Consider the following 21,822-nt stretch of genomic DNA (forward strand, 5'->3'; position numbering starts at 1 on the left):
ATTTCACTTTTCAAATATAGCGCAGATTACAGAGAAAGATGCCAGATTAATCATACTATTGAGTGATTGTTGTTACCAAAAGAAAAAGCCCGTGGCCATGGGCTACGGGCTTTTTCAATCAAAATACTGGATATGCCCTTTCCAATCTCTTGGAAAATGGGTTATATCCAGTTTGATGCGCTAAAAAACATTACGCAGTCGTGGTCTGATTCATCAGTTCACTAAAGGTAGTTGGTTTTTCAGTTACTTTGGCTTTAGCCAGCAGAGTTTCTACCGCTTGTTCTTCCAGAGCAACGCTACGCATATTGTTCATCAGCTCTTTATTTTTGCTGTAGAACTCAATAACTTCTTGTGGATCTTCGTACGCAGAAGCCATCTCTTCGATCAATTCTTTAACGCGGCTTTCATCAGCTTTCAGCTCGTGCTGGCTGATAACTTCGCCCAGCAGCAAACCAACAACGACGCGACGCTTAGCTTGCTCTTCGAACAGTTCACGTGGCAATTCAGCAGCTTGCTTCTCGTTGCCACCGAAACGCTGTGCCGCCTGACGGCGCAGAACATCAATTTCGCCTTCAACCAGTGCAGCAGGAACGTCGATTTCGTTAGCGCTAACCAGACCGTCGATGGCCTGCGTTTTAACACGGTTACGTACTGCGCCTTTCAGCTCACGTTCCATGTTTTTACGCACTTCAGCACGCAGACCGGCAACTGAACCATCAGCAACGCCGAAACGTTTGATGAACTCTTCAGTCAATTCTGGCAGCTCACGCACTTCAACTTTCTTCAACACGATGTCAAATTTAGCTGATTTACCTTTCAGGTTTTCTGCGTGGTAATCTTCTGGGAAGTTTACGTCGATGGTGAACTCTTCACCGGCTTTATGGCCGATAACACCCTCTTCGAAGCCTGGGATCATGCGGCCCTGCCCCATTGCCAGTACGAAATCAGACGCTTTTCCGCCTTCAAACTCTTCACCGTCGATAGAACCGGTGAAATCCAGAGTTGCGCGATCTTCAGCAGTTGCTGCAGCGTCAGTTTCTTTCCAGGTTGCTTGTTGCTTACGCAGAGTTTCCAGCATGGTATCAACGTCAGCGTCGTTTACTTCAACAACTGGCTTTTCTACTTCAATGCTTTCCAGATCTTTCAGCTCAACTTCTGGGTACACTTCAAACTCAACAGAATAAGTAAAATCTTCACCCTGCTTGTATTCACCCGGCACATAGTTTGGTGCGCCAGCTGGGTTGATTTTTTCTTTAATGATCGCGTCAACGAAATTGCGTTGCATCAGGTCGCCCAGAACATCCTGGCGAACAGATGCGCCGTAGCGTTGTTCAACGATGTTCATCGGCACATGGCCTTTACGGAAACCGTCGATACGAACACTTTTAGCGGCTTTCACTAATTCACTTTTTACTGCTTTCTCAATGCTGTCAGCAGCAACAGTAATTGTTACACGGCGGCCAAGGCCTTGAGTGGTTTCAACAGAAACTTGCATCTTGTTACCTCAAAAAAATCACAGTGCTCGGTCAACTCCAGAAGCTGCAAACGAAGCAGCACCATTTACCCTTTCAGGAATGATGCGAACTCTGAAAACACCCTCTAAGAACCGGGACGGCCGCATTAAACAGAACCGAGTATCCCAGATGTCAGAAGCGTCCCGAAACCATTCCGGAAAAATAAGACGCGACATTATAGCGGCGCACAGGGTATGAGTCGAGGAAAGCAAGCGAATGTTGTCGCGGTAAAATTCACGCGTGAATCGTTCCCTCGGCTAAAACTCCTGCGGCGCACTAGTAAAACGATGGTGTCGCCTATACAGAAAAACAAGCGGCCCAGAGGCCGCTTGCGAAATTCTCATCTACTAATACCCTAAATCAGGCCAGAATTACTACTGTTATCCAGCCTGTTTTTGATTAGAGCCGCAGTTTACGCTAATGTCCCAGCTCCGCGACAAGATGGTGAATCCGGTACAGTGTCTTGTAATCCAGCCCACTCTTTTAATGTATAAGTGTGCAAAGCCAGCGCATGAACGCTGCCCGCCAGCTCATCAGCCAACGCACCATAAATCGCACGATGGCGGCTCAGAAAGCGCTGATCTTGAAATTTATTGCTGACGATCACAATTTTAAAGTGACTTTCAGAACCGGCTGGAACATTGTGGCGGTAACTTTCATTTATTACCTCCAGATGATCCGGTTCGAATGCCATTTTTAGTTTTTCTTCAATTTGTTCTCGAATCAAAATCATCATATTCTCCTTACTGCAAGGGCAGAAAACTGCCGACTCTCTTATGCAATCTTAGTTGATTTTCGCTGTTTTATAACATTTCAGATACAAAATAGCCCGCAGATCTCCCTTTAATTGGCTCAAGGTATGGGGCGAATCTGATAGTCCGGTAACAAGGTGACTTGTAAGGTCTTTATGTAAACTTGCGGGTCATTTGGGGAAAAATCGTCTTTTTTGATGAAAATCTCTACATCGGGATCTTCCACCCGTCAATCCCGGTGCTATGATGTCGCGACTGCAAACTCGCAAAATAACATGGCTGCTACCCCGCTCTGATTATTAAAGAATTCCATAACTATTGAGATAAAGTGAACATGCTAAAGAAAATTCTTTTCCCGCTGTTGGCTATTTTTATCCTGGCAGGTTGTGCTGCCAGCAACAACACCTTGAATGTCACGCCAAAAGTGGTATTGCCACCACAAGATCCTACCCTGATGGGGATTACTATCAGCATTAATGGTGCTGATCAGCGCCAAGATGCGGCACTGGCTAAAGTCAATCGCGATGGCCAATTGGTCGTGTTGACCCCATCCCGTGACCTGCGTTTCTTGTTACAAGAAGTGCTGGAAAAACAGATGACAGCTCGCGGTTATATGATTGGTACTGGTGCCCCAGTGGACTTACAAATCGTTGTAAACCAACTATTTGCTGATGTTCAGGAGGGTAATCTGCGCTATAACATCACCACCAAAGCGGATATTTCTATCACTGCAACCGCGAAAAATGGCAATAAGCAGGTTAAAAACTACCGTGCCAGTTACAACGTTCAGGGCGCATTTACTGCGACTAACGAAAAAATCACTGATGCCGTTAATACCGTGTTAAGCGATGTGATTGCAGATATGGCGCAAGACACCAGTGTCAGTAGCTTTATCAAACAAAATGCTCGCTAATCTTCCGTTTGCTTAACATCATTATTACTGCTTAACAGAATGCTCCGCCCTGAACATCGGGGGGAGCATGTAGGTCTCACATGTCCAATCGCTATTCAAACCTTTTTACCCAACGTAATTCGCTTATTCTTCTGTTGTTGGGGTTTGCTTCGGGCCTCCCTTTAGCCCTTACTGGTGGTACTCTGCAAGCATGGATGACGGTTGAAAACGTCGATCTGAAAACCATTGGTATTTTCTCCCTGGTTGGCCAGGCTTACGTCTTTAAGTTCCTCTGGTCCCCATTAATGGACCGCTATACCCCTTCATTTCTTGGCCGCCGACGTGGCTGGTTGTTAATTAGCCAACTATTACTCATCGTTGCTATTATCGCCATGGGCTTTATGGAGCCGGCTAAGCATTTATGGTGGCTGGCGGCTATCGCGGTATTGGTCGCATTCTGTTCTGCATCGCAAGATATTGTTTTTGATGCTTATAAGACCGACTTACTCACAGCCGAAGAGCGCGGTACCGGGGCGGCAGTCTCAGTGCTGGGCTACCGTCTGGCGATGTTGGTCTCTGGCGGGCTGGCACTGTGGATAGCCGATCGCTACCTTGGCTGGCAATCCACTTATTGGTTAATGGCTGGATTGATGTTAATTGGGGTATTCGCCACCCTATTTGCCCCAGAGCCTGACATCCGCATTGCACCACCGAAAACATTGGAAGAGGCGATTGTTGCCCCATTACGTGATTTTTTTGGCCGCAACAATGCGTGGCTGATTCTGTTACTGATCGTGTTATACAAAATGGGTGATGCTTTTGCCGCTAGCCTGAGCACCACCTTCTTAATCCGTGGCGTCGGGTTCGACGCTGGTGAAGTGGGGCTGGTCAATAAAACATTAGGATTGATTGCCACCATTATTGGTGCGCTCTATGGCGGCATTTTGATGCAGCGGTTGAGTTTATTCCGGGCATTGATGATTTTCGGTATTTTACAAGCGATTTCCAATGTGGGTTACTGGCTGTTATCCATTACTGACAAGAATATATTCTCCATGGGCAGCGCTATATTTCTGGAGAATCTCTGCGGGGGTATGGGTACTGCGGCGTTTGTCGCACTGTTAATGACCCTCTGTAACAAGTCTTTCTCCGCCACGCAATTTGCCTTGTTATCTGCACTATCCGCAGTCGGTCGCGTTTATGTCGGCCCGATTGCGGGTTGGTTTGTCGAAACACACGGTTGGCCGTTGTTCTACCTATTTTCCATTGCTGCAGCCATTCCCGGCTTATTACTGCTTTATATCTGCCGTCACACGCTGGAACATACCCAGAAAACCGATGAATTTATGCCCCGAACCGCATTTAAAACCGCTTACCGTTGGGCATTACGCTTCTTAACTATTGGCTGTGTTTTGTTAGCCGCATGGCTGATCTTGCTGATAAGCAACTCACTAAACTGGACCGCAGCACCACAAATAGCCGATACCTTGCTACTGCGCGGCATCCAACTCAGCGTGGTCGGTATGGTTCTGGGGGGGTTATTGGATTATCTGGCACTCAGGCGGGAAAAACTAGCGTAATCATCTGAGTTAACACTCAAAGGCCGGCACTAATGCCGGCCTTTTTGTATTTATTAGCTAAAGAAATTATTCCGCCCCATAAACAATTTTGAAACCACCCCGCAAAATTAGTGAATCAAGTCACATATATCAGTAACAGTTGCAAAATATTTTTCCAAAAGCGAGATCTACATCACCCTGCGGGCTTTATCCTTTTGTGCGGTAAGACTATGATGTGCGCACTTTTTGTTAAGGACTGTGTCCTTTTGTTTCTCCTGACATCTTTCAACTACACAGAGGCATTTATGCGTAAAACTCTTATCGGCGCTATCGCGCTGGCCACGGTCACTTTGGCTCCCGCCGCACAAGCTGAATACCAGTGGGGCTTCGGTAACATCAGCATGAACTATCTTGACTGGACCCGAAGTACTACGCATAAATCAGGTAACTCCTCGCATAAAGACGACTTTGCTTATATCGAGTTGGAAGGTGGTGCAGGTTATAGCTGGGGCGAGATCTACGGCTTCTTCGATTTAGAAAATCCGTTCAATTCCAAAACGGCGCAACCGGGTGACAACCAACGTTACACTTTCAAAACCACCGGTCGCTACTATCTGGGTGACACCGGCTTCAATCTGTATGGTCACATTTATGGCACCTACTCGCTGCCAAGCGCTGAAGGCAACGATTACAGTAACTTCCACGAAGTGAACACGCTGTATGGTATCGGCTATAACGCAACAGTGGCTGGCGTGTGGATGAAACCTTTCGTGGCACTGCACTATGTTGACCAGACCTATTACTCAGGTAATAACGGTTATGTTGTGGGCTGGGTTGCAGGTTATGACTTTACCGCGTTTGATGAGAAATTTAGCATCACCAACTGGAACGAACTGGAATTCAACCGTGCAGAGCGCTATGCCGCAGGCAACGGTGGCCGTAATGGGGTTAACGGTGCCATCGCACTTTGGTGGACACCGATTAAACAATTTACCACCGGTATTCAGTACCGTTACGCGTATAACAAGTTGGGTGAAGACTTTTTACAAGACGGTATTATTTACTCAATTAAATATAATTTCTAACTAAATGATTCCGGGGTGCCTATTTATGTCACCTCGGAATATAATTTAATTTACTTTTACATCACATATTTTTCACACAAAATAAGCTTACATACGAATTAAAAATCAGTACTTCCCTTGAATAAAGCCCTAATTACCGTTGTTTTTCCTTAACATCCTGGCCTTGCTACTAAGCCATCTCGCCAACATATTGTTGCCATTAGTAAATTGTCACGCCAGTCAACATCTGTGACCCCCTTAACATAAAGTGTCAACAAGCCGCTGACACAATCTTAAGCATGTTTACAGTCCTGCAACCTTCCCGTAAAATGCCCGCACACATGAAACGACAATAGAGCCCTTTTGTAATTGAGGTCGTTAGATGAGACTTAAGAAATACATTAAAAATATGGGTATGTTGTCTTTATTTGCAGCCACGGTAATGCTTAGTGGTTGCGATATGGTATTGATGAATCCCAAAGGCGCAATCGGAGTCGAACAAAAAACACTGATACTTACTGCTATCGGTTTAATGTTGATCGTCGTGGTTCCGGTTATTTTTATGGCGTTCGCTTTTGCATGGAAGTATCGCGCATCCAACAAAAGTGCGACCTACACCCCAAACTGGTCCCATTCCAACAAAATTGAGCTTGTTGTATGGGCTGTTCCAATCATTATCATCGCTATTTTGGCGACGATAACCTGGAAAACCTCTCACGAACTTGACCCGTTCAAACCGCTTGAAGTGGCAGGCAAAGAGCCTATTACCATTGAAGTGGTTTCCCTTGACTGGAAATGGCTGTTTATCTATCCAGAACAAGGTATTGCTACAGTAAATGAACTAGCTTTCCCTACTGATGTTCCGGTGAACTTTAAAATCACCTCTAACTCAGTAATGAACTCGTTCTTTATCCCTCAGTTAGGCGGGCAGATCTATGCGATGGCCGGGATGCAAACCAAGCTGCATCTGATTGCCAACGAAGCCGGTAAATACAATGGTATTTCCAGCAGCTTCAGCGGTAAGGGCTTCTCTGGTATGAAATTCACTGCGATTGCAACACCAACGCAGGAAGAGTTCAACCAGTGGGTCGCACAGGTGAAAAAATCGCCGAACACCCTAAATACCACTGACGATTTCAATAAACTGGCTGAACCGAGTGAAAATAATCCGGTTGAGTATTTCTCCAGTGTTAAACCGGAGCTGTTTAAAGGGATTATTGGCAAATTTATGGGCGATATGAACATGCACCAGAAAGGCGATGATACCCATAAAGGTATGGATATGAGCCAGGGCATGGATATGGGCGAACACGCCGCTCACGCCGGAGCCGAGGAATAAAACGATGTTGGGAAAATTAACACTTGATGCGGTTCCGCTACACGAACCAATCATTATGGTTACCGTTGCTGCAATCGTTCTAGGCGGACTGGCACTTGTCGCCCTCCTGACCTATTTCGGCAAATGGAAGTGGTTATGGAGCGAATGGCTGACCTCTGTTGACCATAAAAAAATCGGTATCATGTACATTTTGGTCGCCATGGTCATGCTTTTGCGTGGTTTTGCCGACGCCATCATGATGCGTAGCCAGCAAGCACTCGCTTCTGCTGGCGAGGCTGGGTTCCTACCGCCTCACCACTATGATCAAATCTTCACCGCTCATGGCGTCATCATGATTTTCTTCATGGCGATGCCTTTTGTGGTGGGCTTAATGAACGTGGTTGTACCGCTACAAATCGGTGCTCGTGACGTTGCCTTCCCGTTCCTGAACTCACTGAGCTTCTGGTTCTTCGTCGTCGGGGTGGTGTTAATCAACATCTCTCTGGGGGTCGGTGAATTCGCGCAAACTGGCTGGCTGGCCTATCCGCCGCTGTCCGGTAAAGAGTACAACCCAGGTGTCGGGGTCGATTACTGGATCTGGAGTCTACAGATTTCCGGTTTGGGCACCTTGCTGACCGGTGTTAACTTCTTCGCCACTATCTTGAAGATGCGCGCACCTGGCATGTCAATGATGAAGATGCCGGTCTTCACATGGGCGGCACTTTGTACCAACATTTTAATTATCGTCTCTTTCCCGATTCTGACAGTCACCGTCGCGTTACTGACCCTGGATCGTTACCTTGGCACCCATTTCTTTACCAATGATATGGGTGGCAACATGATGATGTACATCAACCTGATCTGGGCCTGGGGCCATCCGGAAGTGTACATTCTGGTCCTGCCAGTATTCGGCGTGTTCTCCGAAGTGACTGCGACCTTCTCAAGAAAACGGCTGTTTGGTTACACCTCACTCGTTTGGGCAACCATCGCGATTACCGTCCTGTCGTTTATCGTTTGGCTACACCACTTCTTTACCATGGGGTCCGGTGCCAACGTTAACGCCTTCTTCGGTATTGCCACGATGATCATTTCCATCCCGACAGGGGTGAAGATATTCAACTGGTTGTTCACCATGTACCAAGGCCGAATTCAGCTTAACTCCGCAATGCTGTGGACTGTTGGTTTCATTATCACCTTCTCTATCGGTGGCATGACCGGTGTTCTGCTGGCCGTTCCGGGGGCAAACTTTGTTCTGCATAACAGCCTGTTCCTGATTGCACACTTCCACAACGTGATTATTGGTGGTGTGGTATTCGGTTGCTTCGCTGGCCTGACCTACTGGTGGCCTAAGTCCTTCGGCTTTACGCTGAATGAGAAATGGGGCATCCGTGCATTCTGGTTCTGGATCATCGGCTTCTTCGTTGCCTTTATGCCGCTGTACGTACTGGGCTTTATGGGTATGACCCGCCGTTTGAGCCAAGATATCAATCCAGAATTCCACCCGATGTTAATGGTGGCCGCTGGCGGTGCAGCACTGATTGCATGCGGTATCTTGTGTCAGGTTATTCAGGTCTTCGTCAGTATCCGTGATCGCGAACAGAATCGTGATCTGACTGGTGACCCATGGGGTGGCCGTACGCTGGAGTGGTCTACCTCCTCTCCACCGCCGTTCTATAACTTCGCTGTTGTGCCTGTCGTGACTGATCGTGACGAATTCTGGGACATGAAAGAGAAAGGTGAAGCTTATAAACGCCCGGCGAAATACGAAGAGATCCACATGCCGAGAAACACCGGTGCAGGTGTGATTATTGCTGGCTTCAGCTTGATCTTCGGCTTTGCCATGATCTGGTATATCTGGTGGCTGGCCATTGTTGGCTTCGTCGGCATGATTGTGACCTGGATTGTGAAAAGCTTCGACGAGGATGTTGATTACTATGTGCCGGTTGCAGAAGTTGAGCGCATTGAAGATCTTCATCATGAACAAATCAGCAAAGCAGGCGTGAATCATGTCAACTGAAACTCTGACTAACCATAACGTCGCCCATGTAGAGCATGGGCATCACGATGCAGGAGCCACCAAAGTATTCGGCTTCTGGATCTACCTGATGAGCGACTGTATTTTGTTTGCGACTCTGTTCGCAACCTATGCAGTGTTGGTAAACGGGACCGCTGGCGGTCCTTCAGGCAAGGATATCTTCGACTTGAACTTTGTTCTGGTCGAAACCTTCCTGTTGCTGTTCAGTAGCATTACTTACGGCGTCGCTATGCTGGGCATGAATAAAGGCAATAAAAACCAGGTGAATACCTGGTTGGGTCTGACATTCCTGTTCGGTCTGGGCTTTGTGGCAATGGAAATCTATGAATTCCATCACCTGATTGCTGAAGGCTACGGCCCGGATCGCAGTGCGTTCCTGTCCAGCTTCTTCGCGCTGGTTGCCACCCACGGTATTCACGTTACCGCTGGCTTGGTTTGGATCATCATTATGATGATTCAAGTAGCAAAACGCGGCCTGAATGAAATGAACCGAACCCGCCTGATGTGTCTGAGCTTGTTCTGGCACTTCCTGGATGTGGTTTGGATCTGCGTATTCACCGTTGTCTATCTGTTAGGAGCCATGTAATGAGTCATCCAACATCGAGTCACCCAACAACGACTCACGGTGGAGCCAGCCACGGTAGCTTGAAGTCATACCTTATTGGCTTCATTCTGTCGGTCATTCTGACAGTGATTCCATTTGCGATGGTGATGAGCGGTACTGCCTCTCATACCACTATTCTGGCCACAGTGGTCGGTTTAGCCGTTGTGCAGATTATCGTACATTTAGTGTACTTCCTGCACATGAATGGATCGTCCGAAGAGCGTTGGAATCTGGTGGCGTTCCTGTTCACCGCTATGATTATTGCAATCGTTGTTGTGGGCTCACTCTGGATTATGTACAACCTCAACATCAATATGATGGTTGACTGAAGAGCTGCATGTGATGATTAAGCAATACCTGCAAGTAACTAAACCAGGAATTATCTTCGGCAATTTAATTTCTGTCGTTGGGGGATTTCTCCTCGCTTCCAAAGGCGTGATTGATTACCCCCTTTTTCTCGCCACCTTGTTCGGTGTCTCGCTAGTTGTTGCCTCCGGGTGCGTGTTTAACAACTATATCGACCGTGATATCGACCGTATCATGGAGAGAACGAAGAATCGTGTCCTGGTAAAAGGGCTTATCGATCCGAAAGTGAGCCTGATTTATGCTTCAGTGCTGGGTATTGCTGGCATGCTGTTGCTCTATGTCGCCGCCAATCTATTGGCGATGCTGCTGGCAGTCATTGGTTTCGTTATCTATGTGGGGGTTTATAGCCTCTACATGAAGCGCAAATCAGTCTACGGCACCTTGATTGGCAGTTTGTCAGGTGCTGCACCACCGGTGATTGGTTACTGTGCCGTGACTGGGCAGTTCGATATGGGGGCATTAATACTGCTGCTGATCTTCAGCTTGTGGCAAATGCCTCACTCTTATGCCATCGCGATTTTCCGCTTTAAGGATTATCAGGCTGCCAACATTCCAGTACTGCCGGTCATAAAAGGAATATCGGTCACCAAAAACCATATTACCCTTTATATTCTGGCATTTATGGTAGCGACCCTGATGCTGACACTGAGTGGTTACGCCGGTTATAAATACCTGGTTGTCGCTGCGGCGGTGAGTGTCTGGTGGTTGGGCATGGCCTTGCGCGGTTACAAAGCGACCAATGACATCGTATGGGCGAGAAAACTATTTGTCTTCTCCATCATTGCCATTACGTCATTGAGCGTCATGATGTCGGTTGATTTCAATGTTCCCTCCTCGGCAGGGTTACTGACTTACGTCGGGTAACATCAAGCCGATGCTGATATAGAGAGTGGCTGGCGGGCAAATACCCGTCGGCCACTTTTTTCTGCCCTGCCCTGCTTTCCTTCACTTCACTTTTGGTCTCACGCGCGCTTATAACAGTTAGAGCTATTTATTTCATAGACTGTTCTTATTCGAGTCATTCAGCCGCGAGTTTTGCCTAAAATATAGCCTGTAATACATTCTAAGCATCAATAGATTTACCCACCGGCCCTAACATCATTACAATGGCGCAGAATATTTTTTTGAGGTGGTAATGAACGATAATAAAATGACCCCACTAGAGCTGCGGGCTACCTGGGGGTTGGGGACAGTATTCTCACTGCGCATGCTAGGCATGTTTATGGTTTTGCCGGTACTCACCACCTACGGCATGGCACTTTCTGGTGCCAGTGAAGCACTAATTGGCATTGCGATTGGTATTTACGGTTTGGCTCAAGCCATTTTTCAGATCCCGTTCGGGCTGGTTTCCGATCGTATTGGTCGTAAACCACTCATCGTCGGTGGCTTGCTAATATTTGCCTTAGGCAGTGTCATTGCCGCACTAAGTGATTCTATTTGGGGCATTATTCTTGGTCGCGCATTACAGGGTTCCGGGGCAATTGCGGCGGCAGTGATGGCATTGCTATCAGATCTGACCCGTGAGCAAAATCGCACAAAAGCCATGGCGTTTATCGGTGTCAGTTTTGGTGTCACCTTTGCTATCGCGATGGTACTCGGCCCCATCGTCACCCACGCTTTTGGCCTGCAAGCCCTGTTCTGGGCAATTGCCATACTGGCGCTGTTAGGCATTGTCATTACCTTAGCCGTAGTACCGGACCCCGATAGCCATGTGCTTAATCGTGAATCCAGCATCGTAAAAGGCAGCGTGAGCAAAGTGCTCAACAATAGTCGGCTGCTTAAACTTAATTTTGGCATCATGTGCCTGCATATTTTGTTGATGTCGAGCTTTGTGGCATTACCGCAGATTATGGCTAGTGCAGGATTAGCGCCAGCTCAGCACTGGATTGTCTATCTGGTCACCATGTTGGTTTCATTCGCCGCCGTGGTTCCGTTCATTATTTATGCTGAAGTCAAACGCCGGATGAAGCAGGTCTTTATGGGCTGTGTGGCAGTGTTGTTTGCCGCAGAAGTAGTGCTGTGGTCAGCTGGGCAACAGTTGTGGATGATCATTGCTGGCGTGCAGTTATTTTTCATTGCTTTCAATGTGATGGAGGCAATACTGCCATCATTAATCAGCAAAGAGTCTCCCGCCGGTTATAAAGGTACAGCAATGGGGATTTACTCCACCAGCCAATTTATTGGCGTCGCCATCGGCGGTAGTTTGGGTGGTGTGATATTTGGTATGGGAGGGGCAAGTATGGTGTTTGCCGCGGGTGCAGTTATCGCACTACTATGGTTTGCGGTCAGCGCCACCATGCAAGAACCACCTTATGTCAGTAGCCTGCGAATCACATTGTCAGAGTTGGCGGTGAAAGAGTCGGCATTGGAAGAGCGCATCAAGGCTCAGCCCGGCGTAACCGAAGCTGTAGTGGTGACAGCGGAGCGCAGCGCCTACGTCAAAGTGGATACCAAAAAAACCAATCGCAGTCAGCTTGAGCAGTTAGTCAACGCAATATAAGCCTAAATCAGGTACAAAACTTTTGTACCTGATTTGATTAATAACAGATCCCGCGAGATATCAGTCGCGGAAGTTATTGAACTGAAATGGTTGGCCCAGATCAGCGCCGCGAATCAGTGCCATTACACCCTGTAAATCATCACGCGCTTTGCCGGTTACCCGAACTTGCTCGCCCTGAATCTGTGCCTGAACCTTCAGCTTGCTATCTTTAATCAGCTTAACCAGCTTCTTGGCCTGCACACTTTCAATCCCTTGTTTCAGCTTGGCTTCCACACTGTAGGTTTTACCACTGCGATCCATCTCTTCCGGGATCTCCAGTGCCGCACCTTCAATCCCACGCTTGGTCAGTTGAGCACGTAAAATATCCAGCAGTTGTTCAACCTGAAAATCAGATTCGCTGACCACTTTGATGCTTTCGTTCTTCTCATTTAACTCAAAACTCGCCGGAACATTACGAAAATCCCAACGGTTTGCCAGATCACGGGTGGCGTTTTCAACGGCGTTACGCACTTCCTGCATATCGATTTCAGATACAATGTCGAAAGATGGCATATCCCCTCCTCCTGATAGATGAATGGTGAGCATAATAACCGCTTTATCCCCCACAGACAAAGCCAAGCCGCTGACAATTGCTCAACTAACCCGCAGTTATCGCCAACCCTGCGTTTAATGGCTAAAAAGTCTATAATCAAAGCATAACATGCAGAAAGAAGAAGTAAGTTTTCCGCTCAGACCAAGGAGGCCTCAATGAAAATTACTGTGCTTGGTTGCGGAGCTTTAGGGCAATTATGGCTATCAGCGCTCTACCAGCAAGGCCATGATGTACAAGGCTGGCTTCGTGTGCCGCAGCCCTTTTGTTCGGTCAATGTCATCATGCTAAACGGCGAGGCATTCAACCAAAACCTGCCGACTAACGATCCCGAGCATTTGTCGAAAAGTGAACTGCTGCTAGTCTGCTTAAAGGCGTGGCAGGTCTCCAGTGCAGTGACCGCGTTGCTATCTAAGCTTAACCCTAAATGCCATATTTTACTGTTACATAACGGCATGGGAACACAGGAGGAGCTACCTCGGGATGAGCATATTTTCCTGCACGGTGTGACCACCCATGCTGCGCGTCGGGACGGCAACACGATTGTCCATGTCGCCAGCGGCATTACCCATATCGGCCCGCTGTCGCCAGTGACGATGGAGATAACTCATCTGGCCGATCTCCTGCATCAGGCACTGCCGGATGTCGCCTGGCATAACGATATTTCATCTGCCTGTTGGCAAAAACTGGCGGTAAATTGCGTGATTAATCCGCTGACCGGCCTATATAACTGCCGCAATGGTGATTTGCAGCGCTACCCTGAGCTTATCGAACGTTTGTGCGCCGAGGTTGCCAGCGTGATGGAGATGGAGGGCTATCATACTTCAACAGATAGCCTGCTCAGTTATGTTAACAATGTCATCCAAAGCACGGCTGATAACACCTCTTCGCTGTTGCAGGATTTACGCTGCCAGCGACACACCGAGATAGATTACATCACCGGCTATTTACTGCGCCGTGCGCGTAGTCATGGCATGACACTGCCAGAAAATACCCGGCTATATGACTTAATTAAACGTAAGGAAAATGAGTATGAGCGTATCGGCTCTGGTTTGCCTGGCTCCTGGTAGCGAAGAGACCGAGGCAGTCACCACGATTGATGTTCTGGTGCGCGCAGGTATTGAGGTCACGACAGCGAGTGTTGCCAGTGATGGCGCATTAGAGATAGTCTGTTCGCGCGGCGTGCGGTTACTGGCCGATACGCGCTTAGTGGATGTGGCCGATCAGAAGTTTGATGTAGTGGTGCTCCCCGGTGGTATCAAAGGTGCCGAGTGCTTTCGCGATAGTCCGCTGCTAGTCGCCACTGTGCGCCAAACCCACAATGAGGGCCGCCTGGTCGCGGCAATTTGCGCCGCCCCCGCACTGGTTCTTGAGCATCATAATTTGTTTCCCGTCGGCAATATGACCGGATACCCGGCGCTGAAAGATAAAATCAGTGCCACCAAATGGATGGATCAGCGCGTGGTCTATGATCGGCGAGTGAACTTAGTTACCAGCCAAGGGCCAGGAACCGCCATCGATTTCGCGTTGAAAATTGTATTCCTACTACTAGGGCGAGAAAAAGCCGCAGAGATTGCCTGGCAGTTGATTCTACCGCCGGGGATTTATAATTATCGGGAATAGCATTAGATGGGTAAGTTGGAGAGTGAAGGGTTGACGGCGGCTACTGCGCAAGCCCAGAGTGGCAAAGCGCAGTAGCCATTAAAAATAATAATCTAAGGACGGTACACTTTCACATTGGTATACCCCTGCTCACACAGATAAAGTGCCTGCAAACGGCTCATCACTCCGCGATCACAATACAGCAGGTAAGTCTTGCTCTGATCCAGATCGGCGAACTGCGAGCTTAACTTATAGAATGGCAGCGATTTTACCGTCACCTGATCCAGTTTAAGCGGCTTCTCTTCCTGCTCATCCGGCGCGCGGATATCCAGCAGCACATCACTCTCCGCCAGCTCGGCAACGGTTTCAACTTCCACCAGTTGCTCACGGCTCTGCTCTGCAATTTCACGGATATCGACGTTTTTAGCTTCACTAACCACCCGATCCAGGATGGAGAAATCAAAGTGAGACTCCTCCTCCTCAATCTTCGCCTTAACCGCTTTCACCGTCGGGCTTTTTGAGATCACACCACAATATTCCGGCATGGTTTTAGCGAAATCTTCAGTGCCGATTTTCCGCGCCAGATTGATGATGTGCTCTTTATCATGAGAGATCAGTGGGCGCAAAATCAGGGTATCCGAGGCATTATCAATTAAGCGCAAGTTGGTGAGTGTCTGGCTGGAGACCTGCCCCAGCGCTTCACCGGTAACCAGGGCCTGAACGCCATAACGTTCTGCAACCTGCGACGCCGCTCGCACCATCATGCGTTTTAGCACCACGCCCATCTGACCATCTTCAACTTTTTCGAGAATTTCGCCCACGACCGGTTCAAAATCAATGGCGACAAAACGTACCCGATGGGAGCTACCGAAACGGTTCCACAGGTAATGCGCCACTTGCTTAACCCCAATTTCGTGGGCTGAACCGCCGAGATTAAAGAAGCAGTAGTGCACGCGGCAACCACGGCGCATCAGCATGTAGCTGGAGACACCTGAGTCAAAACCGCCTGAAATTAAAGATAAAACATCTTCCTGCGTGCCAATCGGGAAACCACCCAGACCTTCGTGACGCGCCTTGATCAACGTCAGTTTGTCCTGATCAACTTCCAGATGCACGGTGACCTGTGGGTTCGTCAGTTTGACTTTGGCACTGTCAATATGCTGATTTAGGCCACCACCAACATATCGCTCAACATCGCCAGAGGTAAATTCATGCTTACCACGACGTTTTACCCGCACACAGAATGTTTTTCCGACCAGCGTCTCACGATAAGCCGCCAGCGTCTGCTCGAAAATATTGTGCATATCGGTGTAGCTGCGATCTTCTACTTCGAGGATATGGTGAATCCCCGGTACGCGAGTCAGCGCATCACAAATCTGCGGGCCAAGGTTGTCATCTTTGGTGCGGATTTCAATATGATCCCAATGACGGACAACCGCAAGGCTGTCATCCTCAAGGTTTTTCAGTACGTTGCGGATGTTAGTGGTGAGAATTTTGATGAAGCGCAATCGCACCGATTGACTCTTGATGGTGATTTCTGGGAATAATTTAATGATAAACTTCATGGCGGTTTTTAGTTGTCTGGTTATGGAGTGATGGCGTTGCTATTGGCAGCAACAGTCAATAGACGTTAGCAAAAACATGCAAGCCGTGGAGTATATCACTATATGATGGCCCGCTGCGTACTAAAAACCAGACTTAAACGCCACGATTTCCCCCGCATTATCCGCTAGAATAGCCGGTAATAAGTTTTTCACCTGAAAGTGGTTCTCAGCAAGCAGGAAACGTGACGGGCCATCAAGGTTACGTTTCATAAAAATAGTGAGTCGAATAACAACTATGCCGAAAAAAGCCGCATCACCCGAAACCAAAGCAGCCAGTTTTGAAACATCGCTCAGCGAACTGGAACAGATTGTGACTCGCCTGGAGTCCGGTGAACTCCCGCTAGAAGAGGCGCTAAATGAGTTTGAGCGGGGCGTGCAGTTGGCGCGTCTTGGGCAGCAGACCTTATTACAAGCCGAGCAGCGCGTGCAGGTTCTTCTGAGCGACGATGTTGATGCGCCATTAGTCCCTTTCACGCCAGATGCTGAGTAAGTCTAATGTCTAACGCCCACTCATCCACCGATTTTAGCCAGCAACTTGCCGCACACCAGCAACGAGTGAATCAGGCGCTACTGGACTTTATCGCCCCTCTGCCCTTTGGTAAGAGCGATTTGGTCGAAGCTATGCGTTATGGTGCCGTGTTAGGCGGCAAGCGGCTGCGCCCCTATTTGGTGTATGCCACAGGTCAAATGTTTGGCCTGTCGCTGACCGCTTTAGATGCCCCTGCGGCAGCAATTGAATGTATCCATGCTTATTCATTGATTCACGATGATTTACCGGCGATGGATAACGATGATTTACGCCGTGGGCAGCCCACTTGCCATATTAAATTCGGTGAAGCTAACGCCATTCTGGCAGGTGATGCGCTGCAAACGCTGGCCTTCGCCATTTTGGCCGAAGCAGAGATGCCTGATGTGGCAGATAAAGATCGTCTGGCAATGGTGGCTGAATTAGCCCATGCCAGCGGTGTTGCAGGGATGTGTGGTGGTCAGGCGCTGGATCTGGAAGCCGAAGCCCGCCAGATCTCACTGGCCGAGCTGGAACAGATTCATCGTCATAAAACCGGGGCATTGATCCGCGCGGCAGTGCGCCTCGGAGCATTGGCAGCCGGTGCTCGTGGGCGTGCAGCATTGCCGTTACTTGATCGTTACGCCGAGGCGATCGGCCTGGCCTTCCAGGTGCAGGACGATATTTTAGACGTTATTGGTGATACAGCTACAATTGGTAAACGTCAGGGATCAGATCAGCAACTTGGGAAAAGCACCTATCCCGCACTTCTGGGGTTAGATTGCGCTAAAGCTAAAGCTATGGATCTGTATCAGGAAGCGCTCAGCGCCCTGAATGCCCTTTCAGCACAATCCTATAACATAGCGCCCTTGCAAGCATTAGCCTGCTTTATTATTGAGCGCGATAACTAGAATTATATTGGTCGTTAATAGACGCCTGATATGCCCAAAGCAGTTAGAGTTGCAGGTAGATAGCCAGCAAATAACCCTGCAACTTCAAGGGCCAAGGGTATATAACCACTTTTGATATGAGCATCGAATGAGCCTTGATATAGCCAAATACCCGACATTGGCACTTGCGGAGAATCCTGAAGAGCTGCGCATGTTGCCAAAAGATAGCCTGCCGAAGTTATGTGATGAGCTACGGCAGTATTTGCTCGCGTCTGTTAGCCGCTCCAGTGGGCATTTTGCTTCTGGATTGGGCGTGGTTGAGCTAACTGTCGCGTTACATTACGTCTACAACACACCTTTTGATCACCTGGTGTGGGACGTCGGCCATCAGGCTTATCCACATAAAATATTGACCGGCCGCCGTGAACAAATTGGTACTATTCGCCAGAAAGATGGTTTACATCCATTCCCTTGGCGCGGCGAGAGTGAATATGATGTACTTTCTGTCGGCCACTCCTCCACCTCAATCAGCGCGGGTTTGGGGATGGCAGTTGCCGCTGAGCGGGAAGGTAAAGGGCGTCGCACCGTGTGTGTCATTGGTGATGGGGCGATTACTGCCGGTATGGCTTTCGAAGCCATGAACCATGCTGGTGATATTCACTCAGATATGCTGGTTATCCTTAACGATAATGAAATGTCTATCTCCGAAAATGTGGGTGGACTAAATAATCATTTAGCTCAGCTATTATCGGGGAAACTCTATGCCAGCCTGCGCGAAGGCGGCAAAAAGGCGTTTTCTGGTTTACCGCCAATTAAAGATCTGCTGAAACGTACCGAAGAGCACCTGAAGGGCATGGTGGTACCGAGTACCCTATTTGAAGAGTTAGGTTTTAATTATATTGGCCCAGTCGATGGTCACGATGTGCAGGCACTGACGCAGACGCTAAAAAATATGCGCGATCTGAAAGGCCCGCAACTCCTTCATATCATGACCAAAAAAGGCAAAGGCTACGCACCGGCGGAGAAAGACCCTATCGGCTGGCACGCGGTGCCAAAATTTGATCCCGCCTCAGGTACTTTACCGAAGAGTCAGGGCGTACTACCGACCTATTCCAAAATATTTGGTGAGTGGTTATGTGAAACCGCCGCCAAAGATAGCCAACTGATGGCGGTGACCCCGGCAATGCGCGAAGGCTCAGGGATGGTGCGCTTCTCCCGCGAATATCCGCAGCAATATTTTGATGTGGCCATAGCCGAGCAACACGCTGTTACCTTTGCAGCAGGTCTGGCAATTGGTGGCTATAAACCGATCGTTGCCATCTATTCGACTTTCCTGCAACGGGCCTATGATCAATTAATTCATGATGTTGCCATCCAGAATCTGCCGGTTCTGTTTGCGATTGACCGTGGCGGCCTGGTGGGTGCAGATGGTCAAACCCATCAAGGTGCGTTTGATCTCTCATTCATGCGTTGCATTCCAAATATGGTCATCATGACCCCAAGTGATGAGAACCAGTGCCGTCAAATGCTGCACACCGGCTATCACCATAATGGGCCTGCGGCAGTGCGCTACCCACGAGGTAATGGGACAGGTGCACTACTCGAGCCATTAGAGATCATGCCTATTGGTAAAGGGATAGTGCGCCGCGAAGGTGAAAAAGTTGCCATTCTGTGCTTCGGCACTTTACTGGCACAGGCGCAACAAGTGGCCGATAAGCTGAATGCCACACTGGTTGACATGCGTTTCGTGAAGCCATTGGATGAAGAATTGGTACGAGAGATGGCAGCCAGCCATGAGTTCTTGGTCACCGTGGAAGAGAACGCCATCATGGGTGGAGCTGGTAGTGGCGTTAATGAACTGTTGATGGCGAAACGGCAGTTAGTACCGGTGCTGAATATCGGCTTACCCGATTATTTCGTTCCACAAGGTGAGCAAGATGAGATGCGGGCTGAATTTGGTTTAGATGCCGCAGGTATACAGCGCCAGATTGAAGCCTGGCTGGCGTAATAATATATCAGGCATAACCACTCGGTTATGCCTGAACACTAATAGCGATTTAATAGAATAGATCTATTGGCCAGTAATGGCCGATGACAAAGATAATCGCGGCGGCAATCACCCCAGCAATAATGTCATCAATCATTATCCCCATCCCGCCGTGAACATTACGATCAAACCAGCGAATAGGCCAGGGCTTCCAAATATCAAAAATGCGGAAAACGACAAAACCGGCGACGACCCATTGCCAATCATTTACTGGCAACGCCATCAAGGTAATCCACATTCCGACAAACTCATCCCAGACAATGCTGCCGTGGTCATGAACTTTCATATCTTTCGCGGTGCGATGGCAAATATAAACGCCAATGCAGATACTGAACATCACCACCAAGGAGTAAAGCTGCCAGGGTAGCTGAATCAATAACAGCCAGAATGGGATAGCCGCAATAGAACCCATGGTGCCCGGTGCCCACGGCGATAAGCCACTACCAAAACCGGTGGCCAATAAGTGCCAGGGATTAGCTAACCGCAAGCGCCCTTTGGCTTCATCCATGGGATTTACCCGTTGAGAAGTGATCAAAACCATGGAAATCCAGATCAACCACTTTTCCTTCGCGGAAGAATTTAACCCCCTCCGTCTGTGGCCCAATCTGACCAATGCAAGTATAGCTTGCGCCGGTATTACTGAGGGCAACATCCAATGCACCACGGTTTATTTCTGGCACCGTAAAGCACAGCTCATAATCCTCGCCACCACTCAATGCCCAGCGCAGCGCCTGCTCGGCATCAACTTGATTTTTCAGCGCATCAGAATATGGCAAGTGATCCAATTCAATGCGCGCACCGCAATGACTGGCTTTTAGGATATGTTGCAGATCAGAGATCAATCCATCAGAAATATCGATAGCGGAGCTGGCAAGTGAGCGCAGCGCCTGGCCCTGCAACACGCGAGGTTGTGGCCGTAAATGGCGGTGGATTAATGCCGCTCGGTCAGCTTCATCATCAACACGCAGCTCATTTTGTAAAATAGCCAAACCCGCAGCACTGTCACCCAAAGTGCCGGTAACATAAATCCAGTCGCCGATCCGCGCGCCAGCACGGGTCAATGCCCGCCCTTCTGGTATCAGACCTTGGATAGTTAGCGTCAGACTCAATGGCCCACGGGTGGTATCACCACCAATCAATTGCATACCGTAATAATTAAGCTGATCAAATAAGCTGTCACTGAAGGATTGCAACCAATCTTCATTGACATTAGGTAGGGTCAAAGCAAGAGATAGCCAAGCAGGATCGGCCCCCATAGCCGCTAAATCGCTCAGGTTTACCGCTAAAGATTTGTAACCCAGATCGGCGGGATCGATATCCGCCAGGAAGTGAACGCCAGACACCAGTGTATCTGTACTGATGGCTAACAGCTGTTTCTCTGCCACTGTAAGAAGTGCGCAGTCGTCTCCAATACCCAGCTCTACATCCCGGCGATTACTTCTGAACCGGTCAAAGTAGCGGGCAATGAGGTCAAATTCGCCACATGCCATAATACAATTCCAGAAATGTTAACCGATATATGATTAAGGCCAGTAGCCGGCCTTAATCACACCGGTAGATTATTTTTTCTTACGTACTGTCGGAGCTAGCTTATCCAGCACTCCGTTGACAAACTTATGGCTATCTTCCGCGCCGAAAGTTTTGGCGAGTTCAATAGCTTCATTGATCGCTACTTTATAAGGGACATCTTCACGTTTGCTCAATTCAAACAGCGCAATACGCAGAACCGCTCTTTCAACCTGACCTAATTCTTCGAGCTGGCGAGAAAGCACGGGTGCCATTAACGCATCCAGAGATGCGGCGTTAACAGCAACCCCGGAGAGCAATTCACGAAAATAGGCGATGTCGACATCTTTGACATCCTGCTCCGACAGGAACTGTAATTCAACATCAGCGATGTCGTTTTTAGACAACTGCCAAGAGTAAAGCGCTTGAACAGCGCACTCACGAGCGCGGCGACGAGCAGCAGGTTTCACGGAAT

Annotated in this window: 22 protein-coding genes; 14 read left to right on the forward strand and 8 right to left on the reverse strand. The window is 48.6% G+C overall.

The window, feature by feature from the left end:
* Positions 1 to 190: 190 nt before the first annotated feature.
* Positions 191 to 1,495, reverse strand: a complete 1,305-nt coding sequence (gene tig / locus FFE93_RS15820) for a trigger factor (protein ID WP_005272735.1) — start codon at positions 1,493 to 1,495, stop codon at positions 191 to 193.
* 431 nt (positions 1,496 to 1,926) lie between these two features.
* Entirely contained in the window at positions 1,927 to 2,247 is a 321-nt protein-coding gene (gene bolA, locus FFE93_RS15830; RefSeq protein WP_072083849.1) for a transcriptional regulator BolA, read from the reverse strand.
* A 353-nt stretch (positions 2,248 to 2,600) separates the two neighbouring features.
* On the opposite strand from bolA, the gene FFE93_RS15835 reads away from it, so the two are divergent.
* The 9 genes from FFE93_RS15835 to FFE93_RS15875 all read left to right on the forward strand — a co-directional run bounded on the left by FFE93_RS15835 (position 2,601) and on the right by FFE93_RS15875 (position 12,604).
* Positions 2,601 to 3,179, forward strand: coding sequence for a lipoprotein (locus FFE93_RS15835; protein ID WP_032897209.1), 579 nt, complete (start codon positions 2,601 to 2,603; stop codon positions 3,177 to 3,179).
* A gap of 80 nt (positions 3,180 to 3,259) precedes the next feature.
* Positions 3,260 to 4,738, forward strand: a complete 1,479-nt coding sequence (ampG, locus tag FFE93_RS15840; RefSeq protein WP_138775489.1) for a muropeptide MFS transporter AmpG — start codon at positions 3,260 to 3,262, stop codon at positions 4,736 to 4,738.
* A 284-nt stretch (positions 4,739 to 5,022) separates the two neighbouring features.
* Positions 5,023 to 5,802 carry an outer membrane protein OmpK gene (locus tag FFE93_RS15845; protein WP_005272741.1) on the forward strand — a complete coding sequence of 260 codons (780 nt, stop codon included), beginning with the start codon at positions 5,023 to 5,025 and terminating at the stop codon, positions 5,800 to 5,802.
* A 361-nt stretch (positions 5,803 to 6,163) separates the two neighbouring features.
* Positions 6,164 to 7,120 (forward strand): cytochrome o ubiquinol oxidase subunit II, encoded by a 957-nt coding sequence (gene cyoA, locus FFE93_RS15850; protein WP_005272742.1) that lies wholly within the window; start codon positions 6,164 to 6,166, stop codon positions 7,118 to 7,120.
* A 4-nt stretch (positions 7,121 to 7,124) separates the two neighbouring features.
* The gene (gene cyoB / locus FFE93_RS15855) at positions 7,125 to 9,116 is read left to right on the forward strand and encodes a cytochrome o ubiquinol oxidase subunit I (RefSeq protein ID WP_004873454.1); all 1,992 of its coding nucleotides are present in this window, start codon (positions 7,125 to 7,127) and stop codon (positions 9,114 to 9,116) included.
* The gene (locus tag FFE93_RS15860; RefSeq protein ID WP_032897215.1) at positions 9,106 to 9,720 is read left to right on the forward strand and encodes a cytochrome o ubiquinol oxidase subunit III; all 615 of its coding nucleotides are present in this window, start codon (positions 9,106 to 9,108) and stop codon (positions 9,718 to 9,720) included. Before cyoB ends, FFE93_RS15860 begins: the two co-directional genes overlap by 11 nt.
* The gene (locus FFE93_RS15865; protein WP_032812973.1) at positions 9,720 to 10,067 is read left to right on the forward strand and encodes a cytochrome o ubiquinol oxidase subunit IV; all 348 of its coding nucleotides are present in this window, start codon (positions 9,720 to 9,722) and stop codon (positions 10,065 to 10,067) included. Before FFE93_RS15860 ends, FFE93_RS15865 begins: the two co-directional genes overlap by 1 nt.
* Before the next feature lie 13 nt (positions 10,068 to 10,080).
* Positions 10,081 to 10,968: a heme o synthase gene (cyoE, locus tag FFE93_RS15870; RefSeq protein WP_004873457.1), complete on the forward strand. Its 888-nt coding sequence runs from the start codon at positions 10,081 to 10,083 to the stop codon at positions 10,966 to 10,968.
* Positions 10,969 to 11,239: 271 nt separating this feature from the next.
* Positions 11,240 to 12,604 carry an MFS transporter gene (locus FFE93_RS15875; protein ID WP_186367663.1) on the forward strand — a complete coding sequence of 455 codons (1,365 nt, stop codon included), beginning with the start codon at positions 11,240 to 11,242 and terminating at the stop codon, positions 12,602 to 12,604.
* A 60-nt stretch (positions 12,605 to 12,664) separates the two neighbouring features.
* On the opposite strand, the gene FFE93_RS15880 is transcribed toward FFE93_RS15875, so the two are convergent.
* Complete coding sequence (locus FFE93_RS15880) at positions 12,665 to 13,156, reverse strand: YajQ family cyclic di-GMP-binding protein (protein ID WP_032897217.1); 492 nt, start codon at positions 13,154 to 13,156, stop codon at positions 12,665 to 12,667.
* A gap of 195 nt (positions 13,157 to 13,351) precedes the next feature.
* Between FFE93_RS15880 and panE the strand changes: the two genes are divergently transcribed.
* Together panE and yajL are read left to right on the forward strand one after the other, a co-directional pair.
* Positions 13,352 to 14,263, forward strand: coding sequence for a 2-dehydropantoate 2-reductase (gene panE / locus FFE93_RS15885; protein ID WP_138775492.1), 912 nt, complete (start codon positions 13,352 to 13,354; stop codon positions 14,261 to 14,263).
* Positions 14,226 to 14,816, forward strand: coding sequence for a protein deglycase YajL (gene yajL, locus FFE93_RS15890; RefSeq protein WP_138775494.1), 591 nt, complete (start codon positions 14,226 to 14,228; stop codon positions 14,814 to 14,816). The genes panE and yajL overlap by 38 nt, the downstream gene beginning before the upstream one ends.
* 92 nt (positions 14,817 to 14,908) lie before the next feature.
* On the opposite strand, the gene thiI is transcribed toward yajL, so the two are convergent.
* Both thiI and FFE93_RS21790 read right to left on the reverse strand, forming a co-directional pair.
* Positions 14,909 to 16,360 (reverse strand): tRNA uracil 4-sulfurtransferase ThiI, encoded by a 1,452-nt coding sequence (thiI, locus tag FFE93_RS15895; protein WP_138775495.1) that lies wholly within the window; start codon positions 16,358 to 16,360, stop codon positions 14,909 to 14,911.
* A gap of 120 nt (positions 16,361 to 16,480) precedes the next feature.
* Entirely contained in the window at positions 16,481 to 16,609 is a 129-nt protein-coding gene (locus FFE93_RS21790) for a hypothetical protein (protein WP_005272753.1), read from the reverse strand.
* A gap of 25 nt (positions 16,610 to 16,634) precedes the next feature.
* Here FFE93_RS21790 and xseB point away from each other — a divergent pair, with 25 nt between their 5' ends.
* From xseB to dxs, 3 genes are all read left to right on the forward strand, one after another.
* Positions 16,635 to 16,889: an exodeoxyribonuclease VII small subunit gene (xseB, locus tag FFE93_RS15900; RefSeq protein WP_005272755.1), complete on the forward strand. Its 255-nt coding sequence runs from the start codon at positions 16,635 to 16,637 to the stop codon at positions 16,887 to 16,889.
* Between the two features lie 5 nt (positions 16,890 to 16,894).
* Entirely contained in the window at positions 16,895 to 17,815 is a 921-nt protein-coding gene (gene ispA / locus FFE93_RS15905) for a (2E,6E)-farnesyl diphosphate synthase (protein WP_054872702.1), read from the forward strand.
* Between the two features lie 127 nt (positions 17,816 to 17,942).
* The gene (gene dxs, locus FFE93_RS15910; protein ID WP_049602300.1) at positions 17,943 to 19,802 is read left to right on the forward strand and encodes a 1-deoxy-D-xylulose-5-phosphate synthase; all 1,860 of its coding nucleotides are present in this window, start codon (positions 17,943 to 17,945) and stop codon (positions 19,800 to 19,802) included.
* Positions 19,803 to 19,851: 49 nt separating this feature from the next.
* Here dxs and pgpA read toward each other — a convergent pair whose 3' ends face one another.
* From pgpA to nusB, 3 genes are all read right to left on the reverse strand, one after another.
* Positions 19,852 to 20,349 carry a phosphatidylglycerophosphatase A gene (gene pgpA, locus FFE93_RS15915; protein ID WP_049602297.1) on the reverse strand — a complete coding sequence of 166 codons (498 nt, stop codon included), beginning with the start codon at positions 20,347 to 20,349 and terminating at the stop codon, positions 19,852 to 19,854.
* Positions 20,342 to 21,331 carry a thiamine-phosphate kinase gene (gene thiL, locus FFE93_RS15920; protein WP_032897224.1) on the reverse strand — a complete coding sequence of 330 codons (990 nt, stop codon included), beginning with the start codon at positions 21,329 to 21,331 and terminating at the stop codon, positions 20,342 to 20,344. Before thiL ends, pgpA begins: the two co-directional genes overlap by 8 nt.
* Positions 21,332 to 21,400: 69 nt before the next feature.
* On the reverse strand, positions 21,401 to 21,817 hold the full coding sequence (gene nusB, locus FFE93_RS15925) for a transcription antitermination factor NusB (RefSeq protein ID WP_005272763.1): 417 nt from the start codon (positions 21,815 to 21,817) through the stop codon (positions 21,401 to 21,403).
* Positions 21,818 to 21,822 lie beyond the last annotated feature (5 nt).

The sequence above is a fragment of the Yersinia sp. KBS0713 genome (assembly GCF_005937895.2).
GTDB lineage: Bacteria > Pseudomonadota > Gammaproteobacteria > Enterobacterales > Enterobacteriaceae > Yersinia > Yersinia bercovieri.